General features: G+C 63.8%; 21 protein-coding genes. 11 read left to right on the top strand and 10 right to left on the bottom strand.

Annotated features, from left to right (window positions below):
• Positions 1-81 precede the first annotated feature (81 nt).
• A complete protein-coding gene (locus LB524_RS02275) occupies positions 82-858 on the top strand; it encodes a FadR/GntR family transcriptional regulator (RefSeq protein WP_140665373.1) in 777 nt (258 codons plus the stop codon).
• A 154-nt stretch (positions 859-1,012) separates the two neighbouring features.
• Positions 1,013-1,456, top strand: coding sequence for an SRPBCC family protein (locus tag LB524_RS02270; protein WP_023769571.1), 444 nt, complete (start codon positions 1,013-1,015; stop codon positions 1,454-1,456).
• Between the two features lie 95 nt (positions 1,457-1,551).
• Here the strand turns inward: LB524_RS02270 and LB524_RS02265 are convergent, their stop codons facing one another.
• Positions 1,552-1,842, bottom strand: coding sequence for a DUF3175 domain-containing protein (locus LB524_RS02265; protein ID WP_140714481.1), 291 nt, complete (start codon positions 1,840-1,842; stop codon positions 1,552-1,554).
• Between the two features lie 171 nt (positions 1,843-2,013).
• On the opposite strand from LB524_RS02265, the gene LB524_RS02260 reads away from it, so the two are divergent.
• The 7 genes from LB524_RS02260 (at position 2,014) to LB524_RS02230 (ending at position 10,001) form a co-directional block, all read left to right on the top strand.
• Positions 2,014-3,243, top strand: a complete 1,230-nt coding sequence (locus tag LB524_RS02260; RefSeq protein WP_224523432.1) for an MFS transporter — start codon at positions 2,014-2,016, stop codon at positions 3,241-3,243.
• A gap of 159 nt (positions 3,244-3,402) precedes the next feature.
• Entirely contained in the window at positions 3,403-4,431 is a 1,029-nt protein-coding gene (locus LB524_RS02255) for a LacI family DNA-binding transcriptional regulator (protein WP_140665368.1), read from the top strand.
• Between the two features lie 307 nt (positions 4,432-4,738).
• Positions 4,739-5,866: a sugar ABC transporter substrate-binding protein gene (locus tag LB524_RS02250; RefSeq protein ID WP_015317115.1), complete on the top strand. Its 1,128-nt coding sequence runs from the start codon at positions 4,739-4,741 to the stop codon at positions 5,864-5,866.
• 76 nt (positions 5,867-5,942) lie between these two features.
• A complete protein-coding gene (locus tag LB524_RS02245) occupies positions 5,943-7,490 on the top strand; it encodes a sugar ABC transporter ATP-binding protein (protein ID WP_224523431.1) in 1,548 nt (515 codons plus the stop codon).
• On the top strand, positions 7,487-8,467 hold the full coding sequence (locus LB524_RS02240; protein ID WP_015317117.1) for an ABC transporter permease: 981 nt from the start codon (positions 7,487-7,489) through the stop codon (positions 8,465-8,467). The genes LB524_RS02245 and LB524_RS02240 overlap by 4 nt, the downstream gene beginning before the upstream one ends.
• Positions 8,464-9,450, top strand: coding sequence for an ABC transporter permease (locus tag LB524_RS02235; RefSeq protein ID WP_015317118.1), 987 nt, complete (start codon positions 8,464-8,466; stop codon positions 9,448-9,450). The genes LB524_RS02240 and LB524_RS02235 overlap by 4 nt, the downstream gene beginning before the upstream one ends.
• A gap of 2 nt (positions 9,451-9,452) precedes the next feature.
• Positions 9,453-10,001 carry a gluconokinase gene (locus LB524_RS02230; RefSeq protein WP_140714487.1) on the top strand — a complete coding sequence of 183 codons (549 nt, stop codon included), beginning with the start codon at positions 9,453-9,455 and terminating at the stop codon, positions 9,999-10,001.
• On the opposite strand, the gene LB524_RS02225 is transcribed toward LB524_RS02230, so the two are convergent.
• The 3 genes from LB524_RS02225 to LB524_RS02215 all read right to left on the bottom strand — a co-directional run bounded on the left by LB524_RS02225 (position 9,996) and on the right by LB524_RS02215 (position 12,842).
• Positions 9,996-11,144, bottom strand: a complete 1,149-nt coding sequence (locus LB524_RS02225) for a hypothetical protein (protein ID WP_224523429.1) — start codon at positions 11,142-11,144, stop codon at positions 9,996-9,998. The two genes, LB524_RS02230 and LB524_RS02225, sit on opposite strands and share 6 nt — an antisense overlap.
• A 10-nt stretch (positions 11,145-11,154) precedes the next feature.
• Entirely contained in the window at positions 11,155-11,604 is a 450-nt protein-coding gene (locus LB524_RS02220; protein ID WP_023769580.1) for an RrF2 family transcriptional regulator, read from the bottom strand.
• A 251-nt stretch (positions 11,605-11,855) separates the two neighbouring features.
• On the bottom strand, positions 11,856-12,842 hold the full coding sequence (locus tag LB524_RS02215; protein WP_224523427.1) for a sulfate ABC transporter substrate-binding protein: 987 nt from the start codon (positions 12,840-12,842) through the stop codon (positions 11,856-11,858).
• Between the two features lie 245 nt (positions 12,843-13,087).
• On the opposite strand from LB524_RS02215, the gene LB524_RS02210 reads away from it, so the two are divergent.
• Both LB524_RS02210 and LB524_RS02205 read left to right on the top strand, forming a co-directional pair.
• Entirely contained in the window at positions 13,088-13,369 is a 282-nt protein-coding gene (locus LB524_RS02210; protein ID WP_140873259.1) for a DUF1778 domain-containing protein, read from the top strand.
• On the top strand, positions 13,369-13,854 hold the full coding sequence (locus tag LB524_RS02205; RefSeq protein WP_140665417.1) for a GNAT family N-acetyltransferase: 486 nt from the start codon (positions 13,369-13,371) through the stop codon (positions 13,852-13,854). Before LB524_RS02210 ends, LB524_RS02205 begins: the two co-directional genes overlap by 1 nt.
• A 44-nt stretch (positions 13,855-13,898) precedes the next feature.
• Here the strand turns inward: LB524_RS02205 and LB524_RS02200 are convergent, their stop codons facing one another.
• The 6 genes from LB524_RS02200 to pbpC form a co-directional block, all read right to left on the bottom strand.
• Positions 13,899-14,939: a sulfate/molybdate ABC transporter ATP-binding protein gene (locus tag LB524_RS02200; protein ID WP_140615518.1), complete on the bottom strand. Its 1,041-nt coding sequence runs from the start codon at positions 14,937-14,939 to the stop codon at positions 13,899-13,901.
• Positions 14,940-14,951: 12 nt separating this feature from the next.
• On the bottom strand, positions 14,952-15,836 hold the full coding sequence (cysW, locus tag LB524_RS02195; RefSeq protein WP_224523421.1) for a sulfate ABC transporter permease subunit CysW: 885 nt from the start codon (positions 15,834-15,836) through the stop codon (positions 14,952-14,954).
• Positions 15,829-16,680: a sulfate ABC transporter permease subunit CysT gene (gene cysT, locus LB524_RS02190; RefSeq protein ID WP_015317127.1), complete on the bottom strand. Its 852-nt coding sequence runs from the start codon at positions 16,678-16,680 to the stop codon at positions 15,829-15,831. Before cysT ends, cysW begins: the two co-directional genes overlap by 8 nt.
• A 21-nt stretch (positions 16,681-16,701) precedes the next feature.
• Positions 16,702-17,730 carry a sulfate ABC transporter substrate-binding protein gene (locus LB524_RS02185; RefSeq protein WP_224523419.1) on the bottom strand — a complete coding sequence of 343 codons (1,029 nt, stop codon included), beginning with the start codon at positions 17,728-17,730 and terminating at the stop codon, positions 16,702-16,704.
• Between the two features lie 210 nt (positions 17,731-17,940).
• Entirely contained in the window at positions 17,941-18,663 is a 723-nt protein-coding gene (locus LB524_RS02180) for a M15 family metallopeptidase (protein ID WP_140725998.1), read from the bottom strand.
• Positions 18,664-18,681: 18 nt separating this feature from the next.
• Complete coding sequence (pbpC, locus tag LB524_RS02175) at positions 18,682-20,772, bottom strand: penicillin-binding protein 1C (protein WP_224523417.1); 2,091 nt, start codon at positions 20,770-20,772, stop codon at positions 18,682-18,684.
• Positions 20,773-20,902 lie beyond the last annotated feature (130 nt).

Raw genomic sequence — 20,902 nt, 5'->3', positions numbered from 1 at the left:
GGTTGTGCATAGAGGCCGGCTTTGCGGCCTCACGCCCGCACCACGCTTGACAGCCTCCCTAAACCGGCCTTTCTGGAATGCATGCGGGACGCGAAGCCGAACAGGGAAAAATCGCCGAAAAAGGCTGTAGCCGCCGATCGTCCGGCCGGTGTTCGGCGAGCCGACGCGGCACGTATTCCGGGCTCCAGCGTGCACACATCACTGGCCAGCGAGATTGGGCTCAGGATCGTGCGCGGCGATTATCCGCCCGGCACCATCCTGCCCAATGAGGCCAAATGGTCGGAGACGTTCAGCGTCAGCCGCTCGGCGGTGCGCGAGGCGATCAAGATGCTGATGGCCAAGAGCCTGCTCGCATCGCGCCCCAAGATCGGCAGCTGGGTCGAACCCAGGGAACGCTGGAACCTGCTCGACCGCGATGTGCTCGCCTGGTACGCGACGTCGCCCGACCGCGAGGTTTTCCTGAAGACGGTGCAGGAATTCCGCCACATCATCGAGCCGGAAGCGACCGCATTCGCCGCCATGCGGCGCACCGACGAGCAGATGGCCGAGATCAGCCAGGCCTGCCGGGAGATGGGAGAGGCGAAAAGCTTGCAGGAACGGACCCGTGCCGACACCCGCTTCCACCTCGCCATATTGCGTGCCTCGGGCAATGATCTGCTGGTGCCGCTCGGCGTGCTGATCGAATCCGCCTTCGATCACCTGTTTGCCTACACGACCCGGGAGCTCGACGATTTGCAGCTCGCCCAGAAGATGCACGAGGCAATCGAAAAGAACATCCGCCTCCAGCGGCCGGATGCGGCGCGCAATGCCGTGCGCAAGCTGCTGGCCAATACCGACAACGTCATCCGTTCGCGATAGATTTCCGCGACACGGCCGTTGGGCGCGGGTGTTCGCGCCTTGGAATTCGAAGCAATTCGGGGCCGGACCGCACAAAATTCAAAAGCCTGTGTCGGATCGGCTGTGCGGTACCCGTCCTTGGGGCATCGAACAGAGACCACGAAGGAGTATCGACATGCCCAGCACCGTACGTCTGCACCGCGTCCTGACCACCAGCCCGGAGAAGGTCTACCGCGCGTTCCTCGAGGCCGATGCGCTTGCCAAATGGCTTCCGCCGAACGGCTTCACCTGCACGGTTCATCACTTCGAGGGCAAGGTCGGCGGTACCTTCAAGATGTCGTTCCGCAACTTCACCACTGGCGACAGCCATTCGTTTGGCGGTGAGTACGTCGAGCTCGTCGCGGGCGAACTCCTGCGCTACACCGACAGGTTCGACGATCCCAACCTGCCCGGCGAGATCCAGGTGACCGTGACGCTGAAGAAAGTGTCCGTGGGCACCGAAGTGAACATCACACAAGCCGGCATTCCAGACGCCATTCCCGCCGAAGCCTGCTATCTCGGCTGGCAGGAGTCGCTGCGAAACCTGGCCAAGCTTGTCGAACCCGAGATCAGACAATAGGGCGCCTACCGGCTGGATAGCGGTAATAAACGGGTTCCTCACCTCGTTTTTGATGGGGTGAGGAACAAGCTTGAGGAGCCATTGGCGGCGAAAGCCTAATCCTCCTTTGGCCGCCCGAATGCCGCACGCAATTCGTCCTTGGCGTCCTCGAGGATCTTCTTGCGAGCCGCGGGCAGGTTTTTTCCGGCCCTGTTGATGTAGAAATTCAGCATCGACATGGCGGACTGGAAGGGCTCGGCCTTGCGGCGGTGGCTGTGTTCGGCCGAACGCTTGAGCGAGGCGGCGATCTTCTTGGCGTCGTCGGATTCGAACACGTGGTCCTCGAGATCCATAGCATCGCTGTGCTCGGTCACCTCGGCCGACCATTTCTGCCTGGTGGCGGTCATGGCTGGACTCCTTTGCGGGTTATCGATCGGAAACTCCAGATGCTGGCGCCGGTTCCCGCGCTCGTACCTCCCTGGAGCCACGGATTTGCCCGCCGTGGCGCTGCTGTGCGCCGAGAATGCGTCGATAGTGGCCAAAACAGCAGCGGTTGAGGCCGCCGACAGGAAACGCCTTTGTCACGAACCGACTTGAGCCGGCCCAGCCCCGGTATCGACAGTTCCTACGCCTGGATGCGTCTAGCCATCTCGATGCTGCTGGCGACGATCGGTGCGGTCGGCATGTGGGCCGTTGTCGTGGTGCTGCCGGCGGTACAGGCCGAGTTCGGCGTCGACCGCGCCGCGGCATCCATGCCTTACACCGCGACCATGGTCGGCTTTGCCGCCGGCAATGTGCTGGTCGGCCGCGCCATCGATCGCATGGGTTACTGGATTCCGGCGCTGTTTTCCTCGATCGCGCTCTCCGCCGGCCTTCTGCTCGCGGCTTTGTCGACCTCGATCCTGCAATTCACCCTTGCGCAAGGCGTGCTGATCGGTCTCGGCACATCGGTGATCTTCGGGCCGCTGATCGCCGATATATCGCACTGGTTCAATCGCCGGCGCGGCGTCGCTGTCACCGCGGCCGCGGCCGGCAACTACCTCGCCGGAGCGATCTGGCCGACCATCATGCCGACGCTGATCAAGGCGGAAGGCTGGCGCTTCACCTATGCCGCCATCGGCGTCTTCTGCCTGGTCACCATGGTGCCGCTGGTGCTTTTGCTGCGCCGCGGCGCTCCGGAAGCGGCAGCCGCCGGCCCGGCCGGAAGCCGGTCCGTGCAGCCGATGCCAATGTCTCCGGCCGCGATGCAGATGCTGCTGGTCATCGCGGGACTGGGCTGCTGCGTGGCGATGTCGATGCCGCAAGTGCACATCGTCGCCTATTGCATGGATCTTGGCTACGGCATGGCGCATGGCGCCGACATGCTGTCGATCATGATGGCCGCGGGCGTCGTCAGCCGGCTCGCCTCGGGCTTTGTCGCCGACCGCATCGGCGGTGTCAAAACCTTGCTTATCGGCTCCGTGCTGCAATGCCTGTCGCTGCTGTTCTACATCCCGTTCGACGGGCTCGCCTCGCTCTATGTCGTGTCGCTGGTCTTCGGCTTGTCGCAAGGCGGCATCGTGCCTTGCTATGCGATCATCGTGCGCGAATACCTGCCCGCCAAGGAGGCCGGCCAGCGCATCGGCATCGTGATGATGGCGACGATTTTCGGCATGGCGATCGGCGGCTGGATGTCGGGCTGGATCTACGACCTGACCGGCTCCTATGCCGCCGCTTTCCTGAACGGCATCGCCTGGAACCTGCTTAACATATTGGCGATCGGGCTGTTCATGTGGAAGGCAAGGCACAGAGCTGCCGTAGCCGCCTGAGGAAGGCCAAGCACGGCCACTTGGTGGCTCGGCTTGACAACAGGCAGTCACTGCGCGACGCCAGGGCGGATGGGTGCGGCAACAGGCCGGTGAGATGGCGACAGCTGGAAAGATCGCATTGCGGGCGCGCTTCGATGGCCATGCGCATGGGCCAACACCGTGATCAAGCCGCGTTCGCGCCGGGGCGGTGGCCGCCCAACCCTGTCGGATGTGGCACGCAAGGCCGGCGTCGGCGCCATCACCGTTTCACGCGCACTGCGCGACCCGGCACGTGTTTCCGAGGAACTGCGCCGTCAGATCCAGGCCGCCGTCGACGAACTCGGGTATGTGCCGGACCCCAATGCGCGTGCATTGGCCTCGGCGCGCGCCGAAGTGTTCGGCGTGCTGGTGCCTTCGCTAACCAACAACGTCTTCGCCGAGGTGGTGCGCGGCATCTATGACAGCCTGTCGGACAGCCCGTTCCGCATCCAGCTCGGCAACACGCACTATTCCGGACTGGAGGAAGAGCGGCTGCTGCAGCTGTTCGGTTCGCAACGCCCGGCCGCGCTCATCATTGCCGGCATCGACCAGACGCCCGCTTCGCGAAAACTCCTGGAGAATGCCGGTTGCCCGGTGGTTCAGGTGATGGAGACCGGACCCGATCCGGTGGACATGATGGTCGGCTTCTCGCATCTCGATGGCGGCCGGACGGCGACCGAGCACCTGATAGAGGCGGGGTATCGCCGGATCGGCTTCATCGGTGCACGCATGGACCCGCGCTCGCAGCGGCGCCTGGCTGGTTACCGGGTGGCGATGGAGAAGGCCGGCCTCTCGGACCCGCGCCTGATCACCACCACGCCGGTGCTGTCCAGCGTGCCGCTAGGCCGCGAACTCTTCCGCGATGCGCTTGCCAAGATGCCGACGCTCGACGGCGTGTTCTGCAACAATGACGACATCGCGCTCGGCGTGCTGTTCGAATGCCATCGTGCCTCGATCGAGGTGCCGAAGACCATCGGCATTGTCGGCTTCAACGATCTCGACATGATGCAGGTGGCGTTTCCTTCGATCACCAGCATCCGCACCCATCGCTACGAAATCGGCAGGCGCGCGGTGGCCATGGCTCTTGCGGCAATATCGGGTGACAGGCCGCGGCAGCGGGTCGTCGACCTTGGCTTCGAGCTGAAGCGCCGCGAGAGCACAGCCCGCTGAACACGCTTTCGAGAACACCCGCGAATGACGCTTTACACAACGTCATGGTAGCGCTACCATTTTCCATTGGAGAGCTTCGCCACTCAAATGCTGGGCCTGTTTATTATACATAAGCAACAGCTCATGCTTGTTTATTATGTATAATATGATAACCTTTTCCCAACCGAAGGAGACGGCAAGGGGAAGGATCGCGGAGGTCTTCGGCATCTGGCAGGCGTGACTGGGTAAGGCGGAGGTGCTAGCCGGGAGCGCGAAATCGCATAAAAACTGAACCGACAAATCGGAACTGCAATCGGGAGGATTATCGATGATCAAGTCACTTGTCGGCGGCATCGTTGCTGCCAGCGCATTCGTCATGCTCAATTCGGCGGCCATGGCTGCCGGCCCGGAGATCGTCTCCGGTCCCGCCGCCCAGGCCGACTGTTTCGCGCCCTGGGACGCGAACACCAAGTTCTTCAAATTTCCGAAGAAGGAAGGTCCGTTCCGCATCGCCTTCGCCAATGGCTATATCGCCAACACCTGGCGCATCCAGATGGTGCAGACGGCCAAGGCCTATGCGTCGCAGCCCGACGTGAAGGCAAAGATCAAGGAATTCAAGGTCGTCTCGACGGGCGAGGACGTGCCGGCGCAGATTTCGGCGATCAACAACTTCATCGATTCCGGCTATGACGCCATCGTCACCGACGCGCAGAACCCGACCGCCTTCGGCCCGGTCATCAAACGCGCCAAGGAAGCCGGCATCGTGCTGGTCGCCTTCGACAATATTCTCGACACCAAGGACGCTATCAACGTCAATGTCGACCAGAAGGGACTTGGCGAATTGTGGGCCAAGTGGCTGGTCGCCAAGATCCCGAATGGCGGCAAGATCCTGGAAGTGCGCGGCGTCGCCGGCACCTCCGTCGACACCGATCGCCACAACGGCATCCATGAGGTGTTCGACGCCTCCGGCAAGAAGTGGGATGTGACCGAAGTCGCCGGCAAATGGGATGACGGCGTGGCGCAGAAAGTGACCGCCGATGCGATCGCCACCAACGGTCCGTTCGACGGCATCACCGGCCAGGGCGGCGACACCGGCATCGTGCAGGCGATGATGGACGCCAAGCATCCGTTCGTGCCGTTCGGCGGCGAGACCGAAAACGGCTTCCGCAAGTTCTGCGCGGCGCATTCGGCCGATGGCCTGAAGTGCACCTCCGCCGGCTCGGGCCCGGCCCAGGTCGCCGTCGCCATCAAGACGGCGATCGCGGCACTCGAAGGCGAAGTGGTGCCGCAGGAGGTGAAGCTGCCTCTGGCCGTCGCCACGGATCCGGACATGAAGGAAGGCACGGATTACTTCCCGAAGGAGTCCGACAATTTCTTCGTCGGCAATTCCTTCCCGACCTGCGGCATCAATTTCAGCGCCCAGGAAATCATGGGGCAGACCAAGGAAAACCAGTAGTCGCTTTCTATCGTCTGGCGCCGCGGCTGATCCCGCGGCGCCAGCCTGCAATCCCACAATCGCCCTGGGAGGGTTGATGGACGGTGCGGCTCCACTCTTTCGCATGGAAGGCATTTCCAAGCGCTATGGCGGCGTGCGGGCGCTGGAAAAGGCCGAACTGACGGTCGAGGCCGGCAGCATCCACGCCATTCTCGGTGAAAATGGGGCTGGCAAATCGACGCTGATCAAGGTCATGGCCGGTGTCGTGGCGCCCGACGAGGGCGGCATGGTGCTGGACGGACGCGAGGTGACCTTCGCGTCGCCGGGTGCGGCGAACAAGGCCGGCATCGTCTGCATCTTCCAGGAACTGTCGCTGATCCCCGAACTCAGCGTCGCCGACAACATCGTCATTTCCGATCCGCCAAAACGCTTCGGCATGATCGACCGCAGGGCGCAGCGGCGCATCGCCGAGAATGCGCTGGCGCGCGCGGGTGCCGGCGACATCCATCCGCTGGCGCTGGTCAAGGACCTGCCGCTGTCACGACGGCAGATGGTGGAGATCGCCAAGGCGCTGGCCAGGAAACCGCGCATCCTCATCCTCGACGAAGCGACCTCGGCGCTGACGGCGGCGGATGTCGCGAAGATCTTCGGCGTCTTGAAACGACTGCGCTCGGAAGGGCTGGCGCTGCTCTACATCTCGCACCGCATGAATGAGATCGCCGAACTGGCTGACCATTGCACCGTGTTCCGCAATGGCCGCAATGTCGCCAGCTACGAGGCCGGCTCTAAGAGCGACAACGAGGTGGTCGAGCTGATGATCGGCCGTGAATATAGCCATATTTTTCCGCCCAAGCCGGCGGCGGCACCCACTGGCGCCGCCCCCCGGCTCGAGGCGCGCAGGCTGTCCTGGGCCGACCGGCTGCACGATATCTCGCTGACGGTCAGGGCAGGCGAGGTGGTCGGCCTCGGCGGGCTCGACGGCCAAGGCCAGCGCGAACTGCTGCTCGCCTTCTTCGGTGTGCTGCGCGGCCTCTCCGGCGAGGTGCTGATCGACGGCACGCCGGTGACGATCACCAGCCCGGCGGCGGCCCGCGAGGATGGCATCGGCATGGCGCTCATCCCGGAGGACCGCAAGACCGAAGGACTGATGCTGCCGATGACGGTGCGCGAGAACCTGTCCTTCGCCGCGCTTGACCGGCTGTCGAAAGGCGGCATCATCGATCGCGCCACCGAACAGCGGCTGATCGACGACATGGTCGGCCTGCTGGCGATCAAGACGGCGGGCCTCGACATTCCGGTCGGCGCGCTGTCGGGCGGCAACCAGCAGAAGGTGGTGATCGCCAAATGGCTGATGCGCCAGCCGCGCATCATCCTGCTCAACGACCCGACACGCGGCATCGATGTCGGCACCAAACAGGAGATCTATCAGCTGATGCGCAAGCTGGCGGATGCGGGCGCGGCGATCCTGTTCTATTCGACCGACTATGACGAGCTGATCGGCTGCTGCGACCGGGTCCTGGTGCTCTATGACGGCGCCGTCAAGCGCGAGCTGGTCGGCGGCGAGATCACCGAGCGGGCGCTGATCGCGAGCGCGCTCAACATCCATGGCGAGGAGAGCCCGGTGGGCCTGGGAGCAAGCGTGTGAAAGATTGGCGCTACTGGCTGGCCGAGCAGCGCGGAACGTTGCTGGCGCTCGGCATCTTCATCGTCATGTTCGTCATCTACACCTCGAACCATCCGGCGGGCTTCACCGCCAATGTCGTGCAGACGGCGGCGAACAAGGGCGTGCTGCTTGCCTTCGTCGCCATGGCGCAGACGCTGGTCGTCATCACCTCCGGCATCGACCTGTCCGTGGGCATGATCTTCCTGCTCACCAACTGCCTGGCCTCCTGGCTGGTGGTAGGCACGCCGTTGCAGACCACGCTCGGCGTCATCGCCGTGCTTGTGGCGGGCCTTCTGTGCGGCGCCGTCAACGGCGCCATCGTCATCTATGGGCGGCTGCAGCCGATCGTCGCCACCATCGCCACCGGGGCTGTCTACTACGGTATCGGACTGTTGTTGCGACCTTTCCCGGGCGGTTCGGTCAATGAGGACCTGGCCGACGCGCTGACCGGCCGCGTGTTCGGCTTTGTGCCGGCGAGCCTGGTGGTGCTGCTCGCCATCGTGCTGGTGATCTGGGTGCCGTTCAGCCGCTCGATCCTTGGCCGCGCGGCATACGCGGCGGGCTCTTCGGAAACGGCGGCCTATATGTCCGGCGTGCCGATCCGGCGCGGCAAGTTCGCCGCCTATACGCTGGCCGGGCTGCTGGCGGCGATCGGCGGGCTGTTCCTCACCTTCTTCACCTATACGGGCGAGGCTGCCTACGCGAGCGGCAACTCCTACACGTTGTTCTCGATCGCGGCGGTCGTGCTGGGTGGTGTGTCGCTGTTCGGCGGCAAGGGAAGCGCCATCGGCGCCATCTTCGGCGCCCTTGCCTTCCGCACCATCGGCGACCTGTTGTTCGTGTTCGACTTCGATCCGCTCTGGCAGCCGCTGTTCCAGGGCGTTATCCTGCTGGTCGCCGTCAGCCTCGGCGCCTTCGCCCTGTTTCGGGTCCGCAACCGGCTGGAGTGGTTCCTGTGAGCGAGACGACCTTGGGCGGCATTGCCGGCCGCATGCCGAAATTCATCCGCCGCGCCGACCCGGCGGTGCTGACCGCCTTTGCCTGCATCGTGGTGCTGCTGTTGGTCGGCAGTCTCTATTCACGCAGCTTCCTGTCGCCTGAATATCTCCTGCAGCAGCTCAAGGTGGCCTCGTTCCTCGGCGTCATCGCCACCGGCATGATGCTGGTCATCCTGCTCGGCCAGATCGACCTGTCGGTGCCGTGGTCGGTGGCGGCGGGCGCGATGATGGCCTGCGCGGCGGCCGCCTACGGTCCGGCCGGGGTGGTGCTGGCGATCCCGTTCGGCATCTTCTGCGGCGTGCTGATCGGCATCGTCAACGGCATCGGCGTGGCCTATTTGCGCATTCCCTCAATGATCATCACGCTCGCCACCAATGCCGTCGCGCAAGGGCTGATGGTGGTCTACACCGGCGGCTTCTCGCCACAGGATTCGGCGACCGGCGCCATGCGCTACCTGGCCACCGGCTTCACCATTCCGGGCGTCCCCAACGCCGTCATCATCTGGGCGCTTATAGGGATCGCGATGGTGTTCGTGCTGACGCGCACCGGCTTCGGCCGCGCGGTCTATGGCATCGGCAACCGCGAGCGTGCCGCCTATCTCTCCGGCATCGACACGAGACGCGTGGTGATGATCGCCTTCGCTGTCTCCGGAGGGCTCTCCGCCTTCGGCGGCGTGCTGCTGGCCGGCTACGCCTCCAAGGCGGCGCAGTCGATGGGCGATGCCTATCTGCTACCGTCGATCGCAGCCGTGGTGCTGGGCGGCACCTCGATCCTGGGCGGGCGCGGCTCCTATCTCGGCACCGTCGCCGGCGTGATCCTGATCACGCTGTTGCAATCCATCCTCTCGGTCATGCAGATGCCGGAGGCGGGACGGCAGATCATCTATGGCGTCGTCATCGTCGCCATGCTCCTGCTTTATGGCCGCGCACCGGCGAGCCGCTGACGGTGGACGAAAACGCAGCGCAGGCGCCGACGGGCGCTTCCGGTTTGGCGCCAGCGGCCATCGTGGTGATGGGTGTCGCCGGCTGCGGCAAGTCAGCCGTCGGCATCGCGCTGGCCACCGCGCTCGGTGCCGTCTTCATCGAGGGCGACAGGCTGCATCCGCCCGAAAACGTCGCCCGCATGGCACGCGGCGAGCCGCTCACCGATCAACTGCGCGAAGGCTGGCTCGACGCGATCGGCGAGCAGATCCAGGCATCGATCGGCAAGCGGCAAGGTGTGGTCGCCGCCTGCTCGGCGCTGAAGCGCGGTTATCGCGAGCGCCTGCGCGGTTTTTGCCCTGATATCGTCTTCCTCTATCTGGAGATCGATCCCGCCACCGCGCGGCGGCGCGTTGGCAACCGCAAGGGCCATTTCATGCCGGCAAGCCTGGTTGACAGCCAGTTCGCCATCCTCGAGCCGCCGGGGCAAGACGAGCGGGCATTGACGCTCGACGCGACACGGCCGGTCGACGAACTCGTCGCCCAGGCAATGCGCTTGATACGCCCGTCATGAGCCTTCTTCGGCGCTGATGCCGATGCCGTCCTGGGCTTCCGTCAACCGCTCATGGCGCGACCAGGACATCATCTGCTCGGGGCACTCTTTCAGCGCTTGCAGCAGGCGGTCGCGTTTGAGCAGGATGTAGCGTGCCTGCAGGGCCATGTTCTTGGCTCCGTCCCTGATTGTGTCCACTGACTGAGGCGCCGGTGCCGCCGGCACCAGCTCGGGGCTCAAGACGGCGCGATATTCCCGGAAGGGAACGACCTCGAAGGTCGACATCGCAAACAGGGCCGTCTTGCCGCGCGCGGCGAAATTCGCCGGTGCCGAGGCAAGGTGCGTCCAGCCGCTTTCGCCAAGCGCGGTTTCGGTGAAGGTCGAGCCGGCGTGGATTGTGTTGGTCATCATCACGACGCCGTTCTGCCTCAGCATCTTCTGAATGCGGATGGTGACCTGATAGGCATCGTCACGGTCGAAGACGATCCGGCTTTTCAGGAACCGGTTCTCGACACGAACCATTGGCGGATTGAGAAAGCGCTGGCCGAATGCCGTCTCGGAAACGCCATGCGTGTTGACGCTGACCTGGTGCGCTTCGATGCCGGCCTCATGCATGGCGCGCTTGCCGATCATTGTCTGGGCGGTGAACTGATCGCACCAGAGGATCGCGCCATGGCCGCGTTGCAAAGCGGCCTGCAAGTCCTCAAGCCCTTCCAGCCGGATCGCCGGCGTCCAGCGACGGGCGACCAGATGCGCGGCAAGCTGCATGCGGCGGCGATGGCGCGCCGCGAGCAATGCCTCGAACAGCTTGCGCGCATCGATGTCGCTGCCGAGCACCGCGCGGGTTGCGGCGGCATATCCGGGGAAATCCTTGCGCATATGACGCTTCAGGCGAAACCGCGACGCCCAATCGCAGATCGGCGACCACCAGCGCACCGGCAGCACCGCCGCGACCGCCAGGTAGAAGAGGGCGGCCAGGCTTTCGCGAAGATCCCTGGTGGAGAAGCGGCGGAGCTTGCCGGCGTTAAGCTGCTTGCGGCTGAAGAACCGCACGTCCTCGGCATATTCGGGGACAAAGACGTCGGCGATGATCTCGGTGCGGAAGCTGGCTGCCGATGGCTTGCGGGGGACTTTTCGGGATTTCGTGAACCTCGACAGCCTCATTCGCCCGGCTCTAGATCTGGGATGTCAACTCGACCGGAAAATCGTCGTTGTCGGCATCGCGCATGGCGGCGAGGCTGCGGTTGTCCAGCACCTCGGCGATCGCCTGGCGCACTTCCAGCATCATGTGCCGGACCTGGCAGGTCGCTTCGTCGCAATCCTCGCAGCGCTGGTACTGCGTGCGGCTGGCGCAAGGTATCGGCGCCAGCGGACCGTCCAGCACGCGCACGACATGGCCGATCTTGATCTCGGAAGCGGGGCGGGCGAGGCGATAGCCACCTTCCTTGCCCTTGCGGCTCTGGACGAAGCCGGCGTTGCGCAATTCGCCCAGTATGGCATCGAGGAATTTCTTCGGGATGTTGTTGGCGACGGCGATGTCGTTGACGAAGGCCAATTGGCCAACCGGAAGATTGGAAAGATGCACGAGGGCCTTGAGGCCGTATTTGCCTTTTTTCGTCAGCATGCCCGAGTCAACCCGTTGAAGCCCCAACCACCCCGCATCTGGCGGCTGTTTGTGTGCAAATGATGACGGCATTGCTTCCACACCCTGCCGTTTCGCGAAAACAAGCCATTGGAAAGGCATGTTTGGCACAAACGCGTTGATTGTTTGTAACGTTTTGCACGAAGGCGCCGGATTGCCCTATCGTCTGCCTAAACAAGAAAAGCCGGCCCCGGGGCCGGCTCTCCTGATCTTTCTATCGGACCGCTGAAACTTTACCGGCTGCCATAAGCTTGGTCGAGCAGGCCGCCGGCGGCGAAATGCTCTTTTTGGACCTTGTCCCAACCGCCGAAGACGTCTTCCACCGTCAGCAGGCGCACGTCCGGAAAATCGGCCTTGTATTTGGCCGCGACAGCCGCGTCGCGTGCGCGCAGGCCATTCTCGGCGGCGATGCCCTGGCCCTCGGGCGTATAGAGGAAGTCGAGATAGCTCTTGGCGAGGTCGCGCGTGCCGTGTTCGTCGGCGACCTTGTCGACGATCGCCACCGGGAATTCCGCCAGCAGGCTGACCGAAGGGGTGACCTGCTCGAACTTGTCGTCGCCATATTCCTTGCGGATGCCGCGCGTCTCGGATTCGAAGGTGATCAGCACGTCGCCGATCTCGCGCTGCACGAAGGTGGTTGTCGCGGCGCGCCCGCCGGTGTCGAAGATCGGCACGTTGTTGAACAGCTTGGTGATGAACTCCTTCACCTTGGTGTCGTCGCCCTTGAAGGCTTCCTTGGCGTAGGCGGTGGCCGCCAGATAGGTGTAGCGCGCATTGCCCGACGTCTTCGGATTGGGGAAGATTACCTGCACGTCGTCGCGCACCAGGTCGCTCCAGTCCTTGATGTGCTTTGGATTGCCCGCGCGGACGAGAAACGAAGGCAGCGAATAGAAGGGCGAGGCGTTGTCTGGAAAATCCTTCTGCCAGTCGGTCGAGACGAGGCCCTTCTTGACCAGGAAGTCGACATCGGTGACCTGGTTGAAGGTGACGACGTCGGCCCCGAGGCCTTCGGCGATGGCGCGCGCCTGCGCCGAGGTGCCGGCATGGGACTGGTCGACGCTGACGCCCGGATGCTTGGCGATAAAGGCCTTGTTGACCTGCACGAACAGTTCGCGGCCGACGTCATAGGAGGCATTGAGCAGCTTGTCGGCCGACCAGGCCTGGGAGGATGCGAGGATGAGGCCGGCTGCGGCGGCAACGCCGAGGAAAAATCGCTTCATGAAATGGCTCCGGATGTAATGTTTTATCGTTCGAGCATAGCGAGGGTACAAAGGGACGGCGAGGCATAGATTCAGGGCTTGGCACTCGTTGCTAGAAAACCGTTTCCCAGACAGGCTGATCCTAGGTTTTTCTTTTGAGCGGCATCATATTGGAGCTCGGTTCACGTCAACCTTTTCCCAATGGAAAGGACAAATAGATACACATTGTGTATGCGGCATGTTATGGTGAAGGAAAGGAGCCCTCCATGGCGAAAGCCGCAGCCGAAACTCACGCTAAGCCTGTCAATCTGCGCATTCGCGAGGATATGCGCATACTGATTGACCGCGCCGCGAAGCTACGCGGGAAAACCCGTTCCGATTTCATGATCGATGCCGCCTACCGCGCGGCCGAGGATACGCTGCTCGACCAAACACTGATCAAGGTAGATGCCCAGAGTTACCGGCACTATCTCGACATCCTCGATGAACCGCCAGGCGGGGAAGGTTTTGCGCGTCTTATGAACGTGCCCAAGCCATGGCAGGACTGATGCTGTCGGCGCCCACGCCGCTGGCCGAGAACCACGATCTCGAACTTTTCCAAAGCGGAACGGAAAGTCTCGACCAATGGCTTCGCCGCCGCGCACGGGCCAACCAGGTCAGTGGCGCATCTCGTACTTATGTGGTCGCGGAAGGCATACGCGTTGTCGGCTACTACTGCCTGTCTTCGGGCGGGCTTGACCTAGCGGAAGCGCCCGGCATTGTTCGGCGCAACATGCCGGATCCCATTCCAATGGTCGTGCTCGGGCGTCTCGCGGTGGACACAGGCTGGCAAGGGAAGGGACTGGGTGCAGCGCTTCTGCAAGATGCCGTCCTGCGCGCCGGTCAAGCCGCGACGATCCTCGGGATACGCGGAATTTTTGTTCATGCGATATCGGACGAAGCGAAAGCCTTTTATGAGCGCCATGGCTTTGCGGCTTCCCCGAAAAATCCCATGACATTGGTGCTGTCGTTGAAAGGCCTGGTGAAAGGGTAGGCGGCCGCCCTCGACCGGGATAGGGATTGACGGCGGTCCTATCGCTACGCAGCCGGAAACAGCTTCCAGCGCCCCGGCCGGAACGCCACGCGGCTCTTCTGTGCCGCTGGATGATCGACCGGCAGTTCGATCTCGACCCGCTGGCGTTCGCCGCCGATCTCAAGCTCGACGCGCCTTGTGCCGGCGACGCGGCGGCTGGCGGCCACGGTGCCGGCGATGCAGCCGCTGCAGCCGTCCAGCAGTTCGACGTCATGCGGCCGGAAGTAGAGCATCGCGTCGCCCTCGGGCGCATGCGGCGCCGACAATCCGATCGGACGGTCGGCCAGCCAGATCTCGCCATTCTCGACCTTGACGGGAAGGGAGCTGGATTCACCGATGAAGCCGTAGACGAAAGGCGAGTTCGGCGTGTCGTAGATGTCGTCGGCGGTGCCGACCTGTTCGATGCGGCCCTGGCTCATCACCACGACGCGGTCGGCAAGCTCCAAAGCCTCTTCCTGGTCGTGGGTGACGAAGACGGTGGTGTGGCCGGTGCGGTCATGGATTTCGCGCAGCCAGCGACGCAGTTCCCGGCGCACCTGCGCATCGAGCGCGCCGAACGGCTCGTCGAGCAGCAGCACCTTGGGTTCGATGGCCATGGCGCGGGCGAGCGCCACACGCTGACGCTGGCCGCCCGAAAGCTGCGCCGGATAGCGCTTCTCCAGCCCTGAAAGCTGGACAAGATCGAGAAGCTCGGAGGCGCGGCGGCGGATTTCGGCGGCCGGCGGCCGCGTCGGCCCGTGCCGCACCTTGAGGCCGAAGCCGATATTGTCGGCCACCGTCATATGGCGGAACAGCGCGTAGTGCTGGAAGACGAAGCCGACATTGCGCTCCTGGATCGATTTCTGCGAAGCGTCCTCGTCACCAAAGAAGATTTTCCCACGCGTCGGGCGCTCCAGTCCGGCGATCAGCCTGAGCAGCGTCGTCTTGCCGGAGCCGGACGGTCCGAGCAGCGCGATCAGTTCGCCCGACTTGATGTCGAGCGAGACATCGTGGAGCGCCGGAAACCGCTCGAACTCCTTGCGCACGTTGGCAACGCGAACTTCCATGCAATGAACCTTCTAATGTCCGCGCGTCGCGGCGAGTTCGGCGCCGTAGCGCATCTCGAGCAGTGTTTTCAAGACCAGCGTGACGAGCGCCAGCCCGGCAAGCAAGGAAGCGACGGCAAAGGCGCCGACGGCGTTGTACTCGTTGTAGAGGATTTCGACATGCAGCGGCATGGTGTTGGTCAAGCCGCGTATGTGGCCCGACACCACCGAAACCGCGCCGAACTCGCCCATGGCGCGCGCATTGCACAAAAGGACGCCGTAGAGCAGGCCCCATTTGACGTTAGGCAAGGTCACGTACCAGAAGGCCTGCCAGCCATTGGCGCCAAGCGACAGCGCCGCCTCCTCGTCGCCATTGCCCTGTTCCTGCATGAGCGGAATCAGTTCGCGGGCGACGAAAGGGAAGGTGACAAAGACGGTGGCCAGCACAATGCCCGGCACGGCGAACAGGATCTGGATGCCATGTGCCTTCAGCCACTCGCCGAGCAACCCTTGAGCACCGAAGAGAAGCACGTAGACCAGACCCGAAATGACCGGCGAGACCGAGAAGGGCAGGTCGATCAGCGTGGTCAGAAAGGCCTTGCCCTTGAACTCGAACTTGGCGATCGCCCAGGCGGCCGAGATGCCGAAGACGATGTTGAGCGGGACCGAGATCGCAGCCACCAGCAAGGTCAGGCGGATCGCCGAACGCGTGTCGGCATCGCTTAGCGATTGCAGGTAGGTGCCAACGCCTTTGGCGAAAGCTTCCTTGAAAACGATGATCAGCGGCAGCAGCAGGAAGACGGCGAGAAAGACGAAGACGATGGCCATCAGCACGGCGCGTGCCGGCCGGCTCTCGGTCACCGCCACCGAGCGGCTCTCATGATACGGTTCGTACGATTTGATCTCGGGATCAGCCATAGCGCTTGCGGCTCCATGTCTGCACCAGATTGACGATCAACAGCATGATGAACGACAGCGCCAGCATGATCGCGGCGATCGCGGTCGCCGCCGGGTAATTGTATTCCTCGAGCCGGATGACGATCAGAAGCGGCGCGATCTCGGATTTGTAGGGCAGGTTGCCGGCGATGAAGATGACCGAGCCGTATTCGCCGACGCCGCGCGCGAAGGCCAGCGAGAAGCCCGTGATGATGGCCGGCGCCAGGCCGGGAAAGAGCACGCGGGTGATGATCTGGAAGCGGCTGGCGCCGAGGGTGGCGGCGGCTTCCTCCACTTCCTTGTCGATCTCTTCCATGATCGGCTGCACGGTTCGCACGACGAAGGGCAGGCCGATGAAGATCAGCGCAATGACGATGCCGAGCGGCGTGTAGGCGACCTTGATGCCGAGCGGCATCAGCAATTTGCCGATCCAGCCATTCGGCGCGTAGAGCGTGGTCAGCGCGATGCCGGCCACAGCCGTCGGCAGGGCGAAGGGCAGGTCGACCATGGCGTCGACGATGCGGCGGCCCGGAAAACGGTAGCGCACCAGCACCCAGGCGACGAGCGTGCCGAAGACGACATTGACGACAGCCGCGATGAACGCCGTGCCGAAGCTGATTCGAAGGGCGTTGATCGTGCGGCGATCGGTGGCGATGGCCCAGAAATCGACCCAGCCGAGAGCGGCCGAACGCCAGATCAGCCCGGATAGGGGGATGAGGATGATGAGGGTGAGGTAGGCAAGCGAGAAGCCGAGCGTCAATCCGAAACCCGGAATGACGCTCGGCTGTCTGAACCGCCACCCCGCCCGCGCGGGTGCTGTGGTCATGTCGTCCCGATCTAGGTTAGCTCACTGGGCCGGCTTGTAGATCTGGTCGAATATACCACCGTCGCCGAAATGATAAGGCTGCGCTTTCTTCCAGCCGCCGAAAAGCGGATCGTCGATGGTGATCAGCTTGATCGGAGGCAGCTTGGCGAGATCCTCGGGCGGAACCAGTTCGGGCTTGGACGGCCTATAATGGTTCTTGGCGATGATGGTCTGGCCTTCCTTGGAATAGAGGTAGCTCAGATAGGCCTCGGCCACCTTGCGTGTGCCCTTGGCGTCGACATTGGCGTCGACCACGGCCACCGGTGGCTCGGCCAGGATGGAGGTCGGCGGATAAACGATGTCGAAATTGTCGGCGCCGAACTCGTCGAGCGCCAGATAGGCGTCGTTTTCCCAGGCGATCAGCACGTCACCCAGGCCTTTTTGCGCGAAGGTCACGGTCGAGCCGCGCGCGCCGGTGTCGAGCACGGGAGCATTGGCGTAGAGCTTGCCGACGAAGTCCTTGGTCTTGGCTTCATCGCCGCCATCATTGGCGTTGGCATAGGCCCAGGCCGCGAGATAGTTCCAGCGTGCGCCGCCCGAGGTTTTGGGGTTGGGCGTGATCACCTGGACACCGTCCTTGACGAGGTCGTTCCAGTCGTGGATGCCCTTGGGATTGCCCTTGCGGACAAGGAAGATGATCGTCGAGGTGTAGGGCGCCGAATTGTTTTCGAATTTGGTGCGCCAGTCTGGATTGATCTTCTTTGACTTCGAGACGATGGCGTTGACGTCGCCTTCGAGCGCCAGCGTCACCACATCGGCGTCGAGGCCATCGATCACCGCGCGGGCCTGGGCACCCGATCCGCCATGCGACTGCTGGATGGTCACCGTCTCGCCGGTCTCCGTCTTCCAATGCGCGGCGAAGGCCTCGTCATAGGCTTTGTAGAGTTCGCGCGTCGGATCGTAGGACACATTGAGGATGGTGGTGTCGGCAAACGCGAAACCGAGCGTGCCGAACTGGATAGATGTGGCGACCAGTGCGCCGAGCAGTTTCCTGAAATGAGGTTTGGTCATTTCTGCCTCCGTTGAACCCGCGCCAAATCTAGCGAGTTTATAGAAATAAGATGCATTGAATGTTGTCTTTTTTGTCCTCCTGAAGAAAATCTTCGGCGACCTGTCGCTGTTATGAGAAATATTTTCCTCGCGGTTGCTCCGCGCCGGAGTCGGCCCACCATCCGGCCTATCTAGGGATGCGCGGTTGCCGGGCAAGGCTGGTTGGGCAGGTTACTCGGCGGTCACCGGGAAATCGAAGCGCTGCTTTTGAAATGGCTCGCGGGCCAGCGCAAAATGCCACCATTCGCGCGCGTAGTTCTTGAACCCGCCAGCACGCATGGCATCGACGAGCAGCTTTCGGTTTGCCGCAGCTTTGGCGCCGAGCGGGCGACGCGCGGTCTCGCTCATCGGGTCGAAACAATCGAAGCCGGTGCCGAAATCGAGGGTGTCGGCATCGATCGCGCCGCAGGCCGGTTTCGGCACGGGCGTACTGTCGACAGGCGCGATGGCAACATCGACGGTCGAGCCGCGCGAATGATTGGACAGTTCGCCGACATAGCCCTTGGCGATGAGATCGCCACGCTTGACCTTCGGATACCATTGCGGGTCCGGCGGTCCACCCGCGGCCGTCCATTCACCCATGTCGGCAACGGCGCGGGCAGGGCGATAGCAGTCGAAGACGACCAGCGTCAGGCCTCTGGTGGCGATCGCCCGCTGGACTCTGGAAAGTGCCTCGGCGGCCTCCCGGGTCAAAATGCAGACCGGCGCGTCATAGCCATTCACCTTGCGGTGCAGAAAATTGTCGGCGTTGGCGTAGCGAATGTCCTGGCGGATCGATGGGGCGACATCGGCGAGGCGAACGAAACCCGCGGGGAGGGGATCGGCAGGCGCCGGCAGGGCCGAGCCGGCAATCATCAGCGCACAAAAGCCAATGCGCTGAATCGCCTGGCGCATTCTATTCAAGGATCGCTTTCACTGGACGAAGACCTTCACACTGGCAGCCCGTCCTGCGGCGTCGATGACGGTGAGCGTCGAATAGCCCGCGCCGTCGGGCAGCCAGGTCGCGGTGCGGCGGCGGTCGAGGCCGATGAGGGGCTTGCCATTGGCCAGCCAGCGGAACGGGGCGCGGCCGCCTTGCAATTTCAGCACCAGCGGCGAGGCGTCGGCCGAGTTGGTGGAGAGATCGACGCGGGCGCCGTCCGGCGGGAAGATGATGCTCGGCGCCGGTTCGGTCGGCGTCGCCTGCACCAGGCCATCCGCGCCGGCGCCGAAGCGGGCGAGCGTCACAGGCAGGTCCTCGCGCTTGGGTGTGAAGGCACCGGGCGGTTTGCCTGGCAGCGGTACGGTGGCGAGGCCCGAGCGGACAAAGCCTTCGAACAGGATCGGGGCGGCCGAGACATAGCCGGAGAGGCCCGGCACCGCGCCGGCATCGGGCCTGCCGACCCAGACGCCCAGCACATAGCGGCCATCGAAGCCCACCGACCAGGCGTCGCGGTAGCCGTAGGAGGTTCCGGTCTTGTAGGCAATGCCGCGCTGCAAGGCACCTTCCGGCGGTTTTACTCCGGAGAGGATGTCGATGATCTGCCAATTGGCCTGGTCGCTGAGGATGGTGGTGGTCGAACTCACGGCATTGGCCGGTTCGGTGCCGTCGCGCAGCGAGTGCGTCTTGCCGCCATTGGCGAGCCCGGTATAGAGCTGGACGATGTCGCGCAGCGTGACGCCGACGCCACCAAGCCCGATGGCCAGCCCCGGCGCCTCATTGACCGGCAGGATCGGGTTGACGCCCGCCTGGCGGAAGCGCGCCGTCAGCCGCGCCGGACCGACCGCGTCGAGCACCCGGATGGCCGGCACGTTGAGCGACAATTGCAGCGCCTGGCGGATCGAGACATCGCCCTGATAGCCCATGTCGAAATTCTTGGGCCTGTAGCCGCTGAAATCGACCGGGCTGTCCTCGATCAGTGTCTCCTGCGCCACCAGTCCCTGTTCGAAGGCGAGGCCATAGATGAACGGCTTCAGCGTCGAGCCGGGCGAGCGCACGACCTTGGTCATGTCGATCCAGCCGGAACGGCTGGAATCGAAGAAATTGGCCGAGCCGACTTCGCCCAGAATGTCGCCGGTGCGGGCATCGGCCAGCACCATGGCGACCGACAGACGCGGCCCGAGCCTGGTGGCGGCGTCGCGGGCCACCTCTTCCAGTCCCTGCTGGACGCTTTTGCGGATCGTCAGCTTACGCGGCTGGCCGGGGACGGCCTTGGGCAGCATGGCGTAAGAGGCATGCGCGGCGAGCGCCGGCAAGCGGCGGCGCAGGCTCAACACATCGTCAAGCGCCGCGCGTGCGGCCTCGCGTTCGCCGATCAGGCCTGATGAGACCATGCGGGTGAGCACACGGTCGCGAGCTGCGTGGGCGATCTGCAGGTTGCGGTCAGGACGGCGCTTTTCCGGCAATTGCGGGAGGGCCACCAGAAGCGCGGCTTCGGAAACGGTGAGCCGCTTTGGCTCCTTGCCGAAATAGGCGAGCGAAGCGGCACGCACGCCCTCCAGATTGCCGCCATACGGCGCCACTGTGAGATAGCGTTCGAGGATCTCGCGCTTCGACAACCGCCGCTCGATCTGGATGGCCCGCAGCATCTGCTTGAGCTTGGAGCCGAGGCTGCGGCTCTCGCGCGGCTCGATCAGGCGGGCGAGCTGCATCGACAGGGTCGAGCCGCCGGAGACGATGTGGCCGCTGGTCGCGAACTGGCCGGCGGCGCGCGCCAGCGCCAGCACGTCGACCCCCTCATGGTCCCAGAAGCGCTTGTCCTCATAGGTGACCAGCATGTCGACGAACTGCTTGTCGACCTGGTCGAGCCGGGTTTCCAGCCGCCAGTAGCCGTCCGGTGTGGCAAAGGCGCGCAACAGCTGGCCGTCGCGGTCCTGGACTTCCGTGGAGACGGTGAGCCTTTCAGGAAGCGGGGGCGGGAAGGCGCGGTCGAGTTGCCAGAGGGCGGCGGCGGCAATCGTGAAGAAGGCGGCAAGGGAGGCAACTGCGATGGCAGCGCGACGGAGGAGTTTCTTGGAAAGCATGGCGCCGCCCCTCATCCGGCTGCCGCCACCTTCTCCCCGTTTAGTGACGGGGAGAAGGGAGCTGTGGCATGCATTGGCGCCTTTCCTGCGACGTTTAAAGCTGGCGAAAGCTTTGGTGCAGGCTTCTTTC

Origin of the sequence: Mesorhizobium sp. ESP6-5 (genome assembly GCF_020164695.1) — a bacterium.
In the GTDB taxonomy this organism is placed as follows: Bacteria; Pseudomonadota; Alphaproteobacteria; order Rhizobiales; family Rhizobiaceae; genus Mesorhizobium; species Mesorhizobium australicum.
Note: the sequence above shows the minus strand (reverse complement) of the source record. Positions and strands in the feature narration are given on the sequence as shown.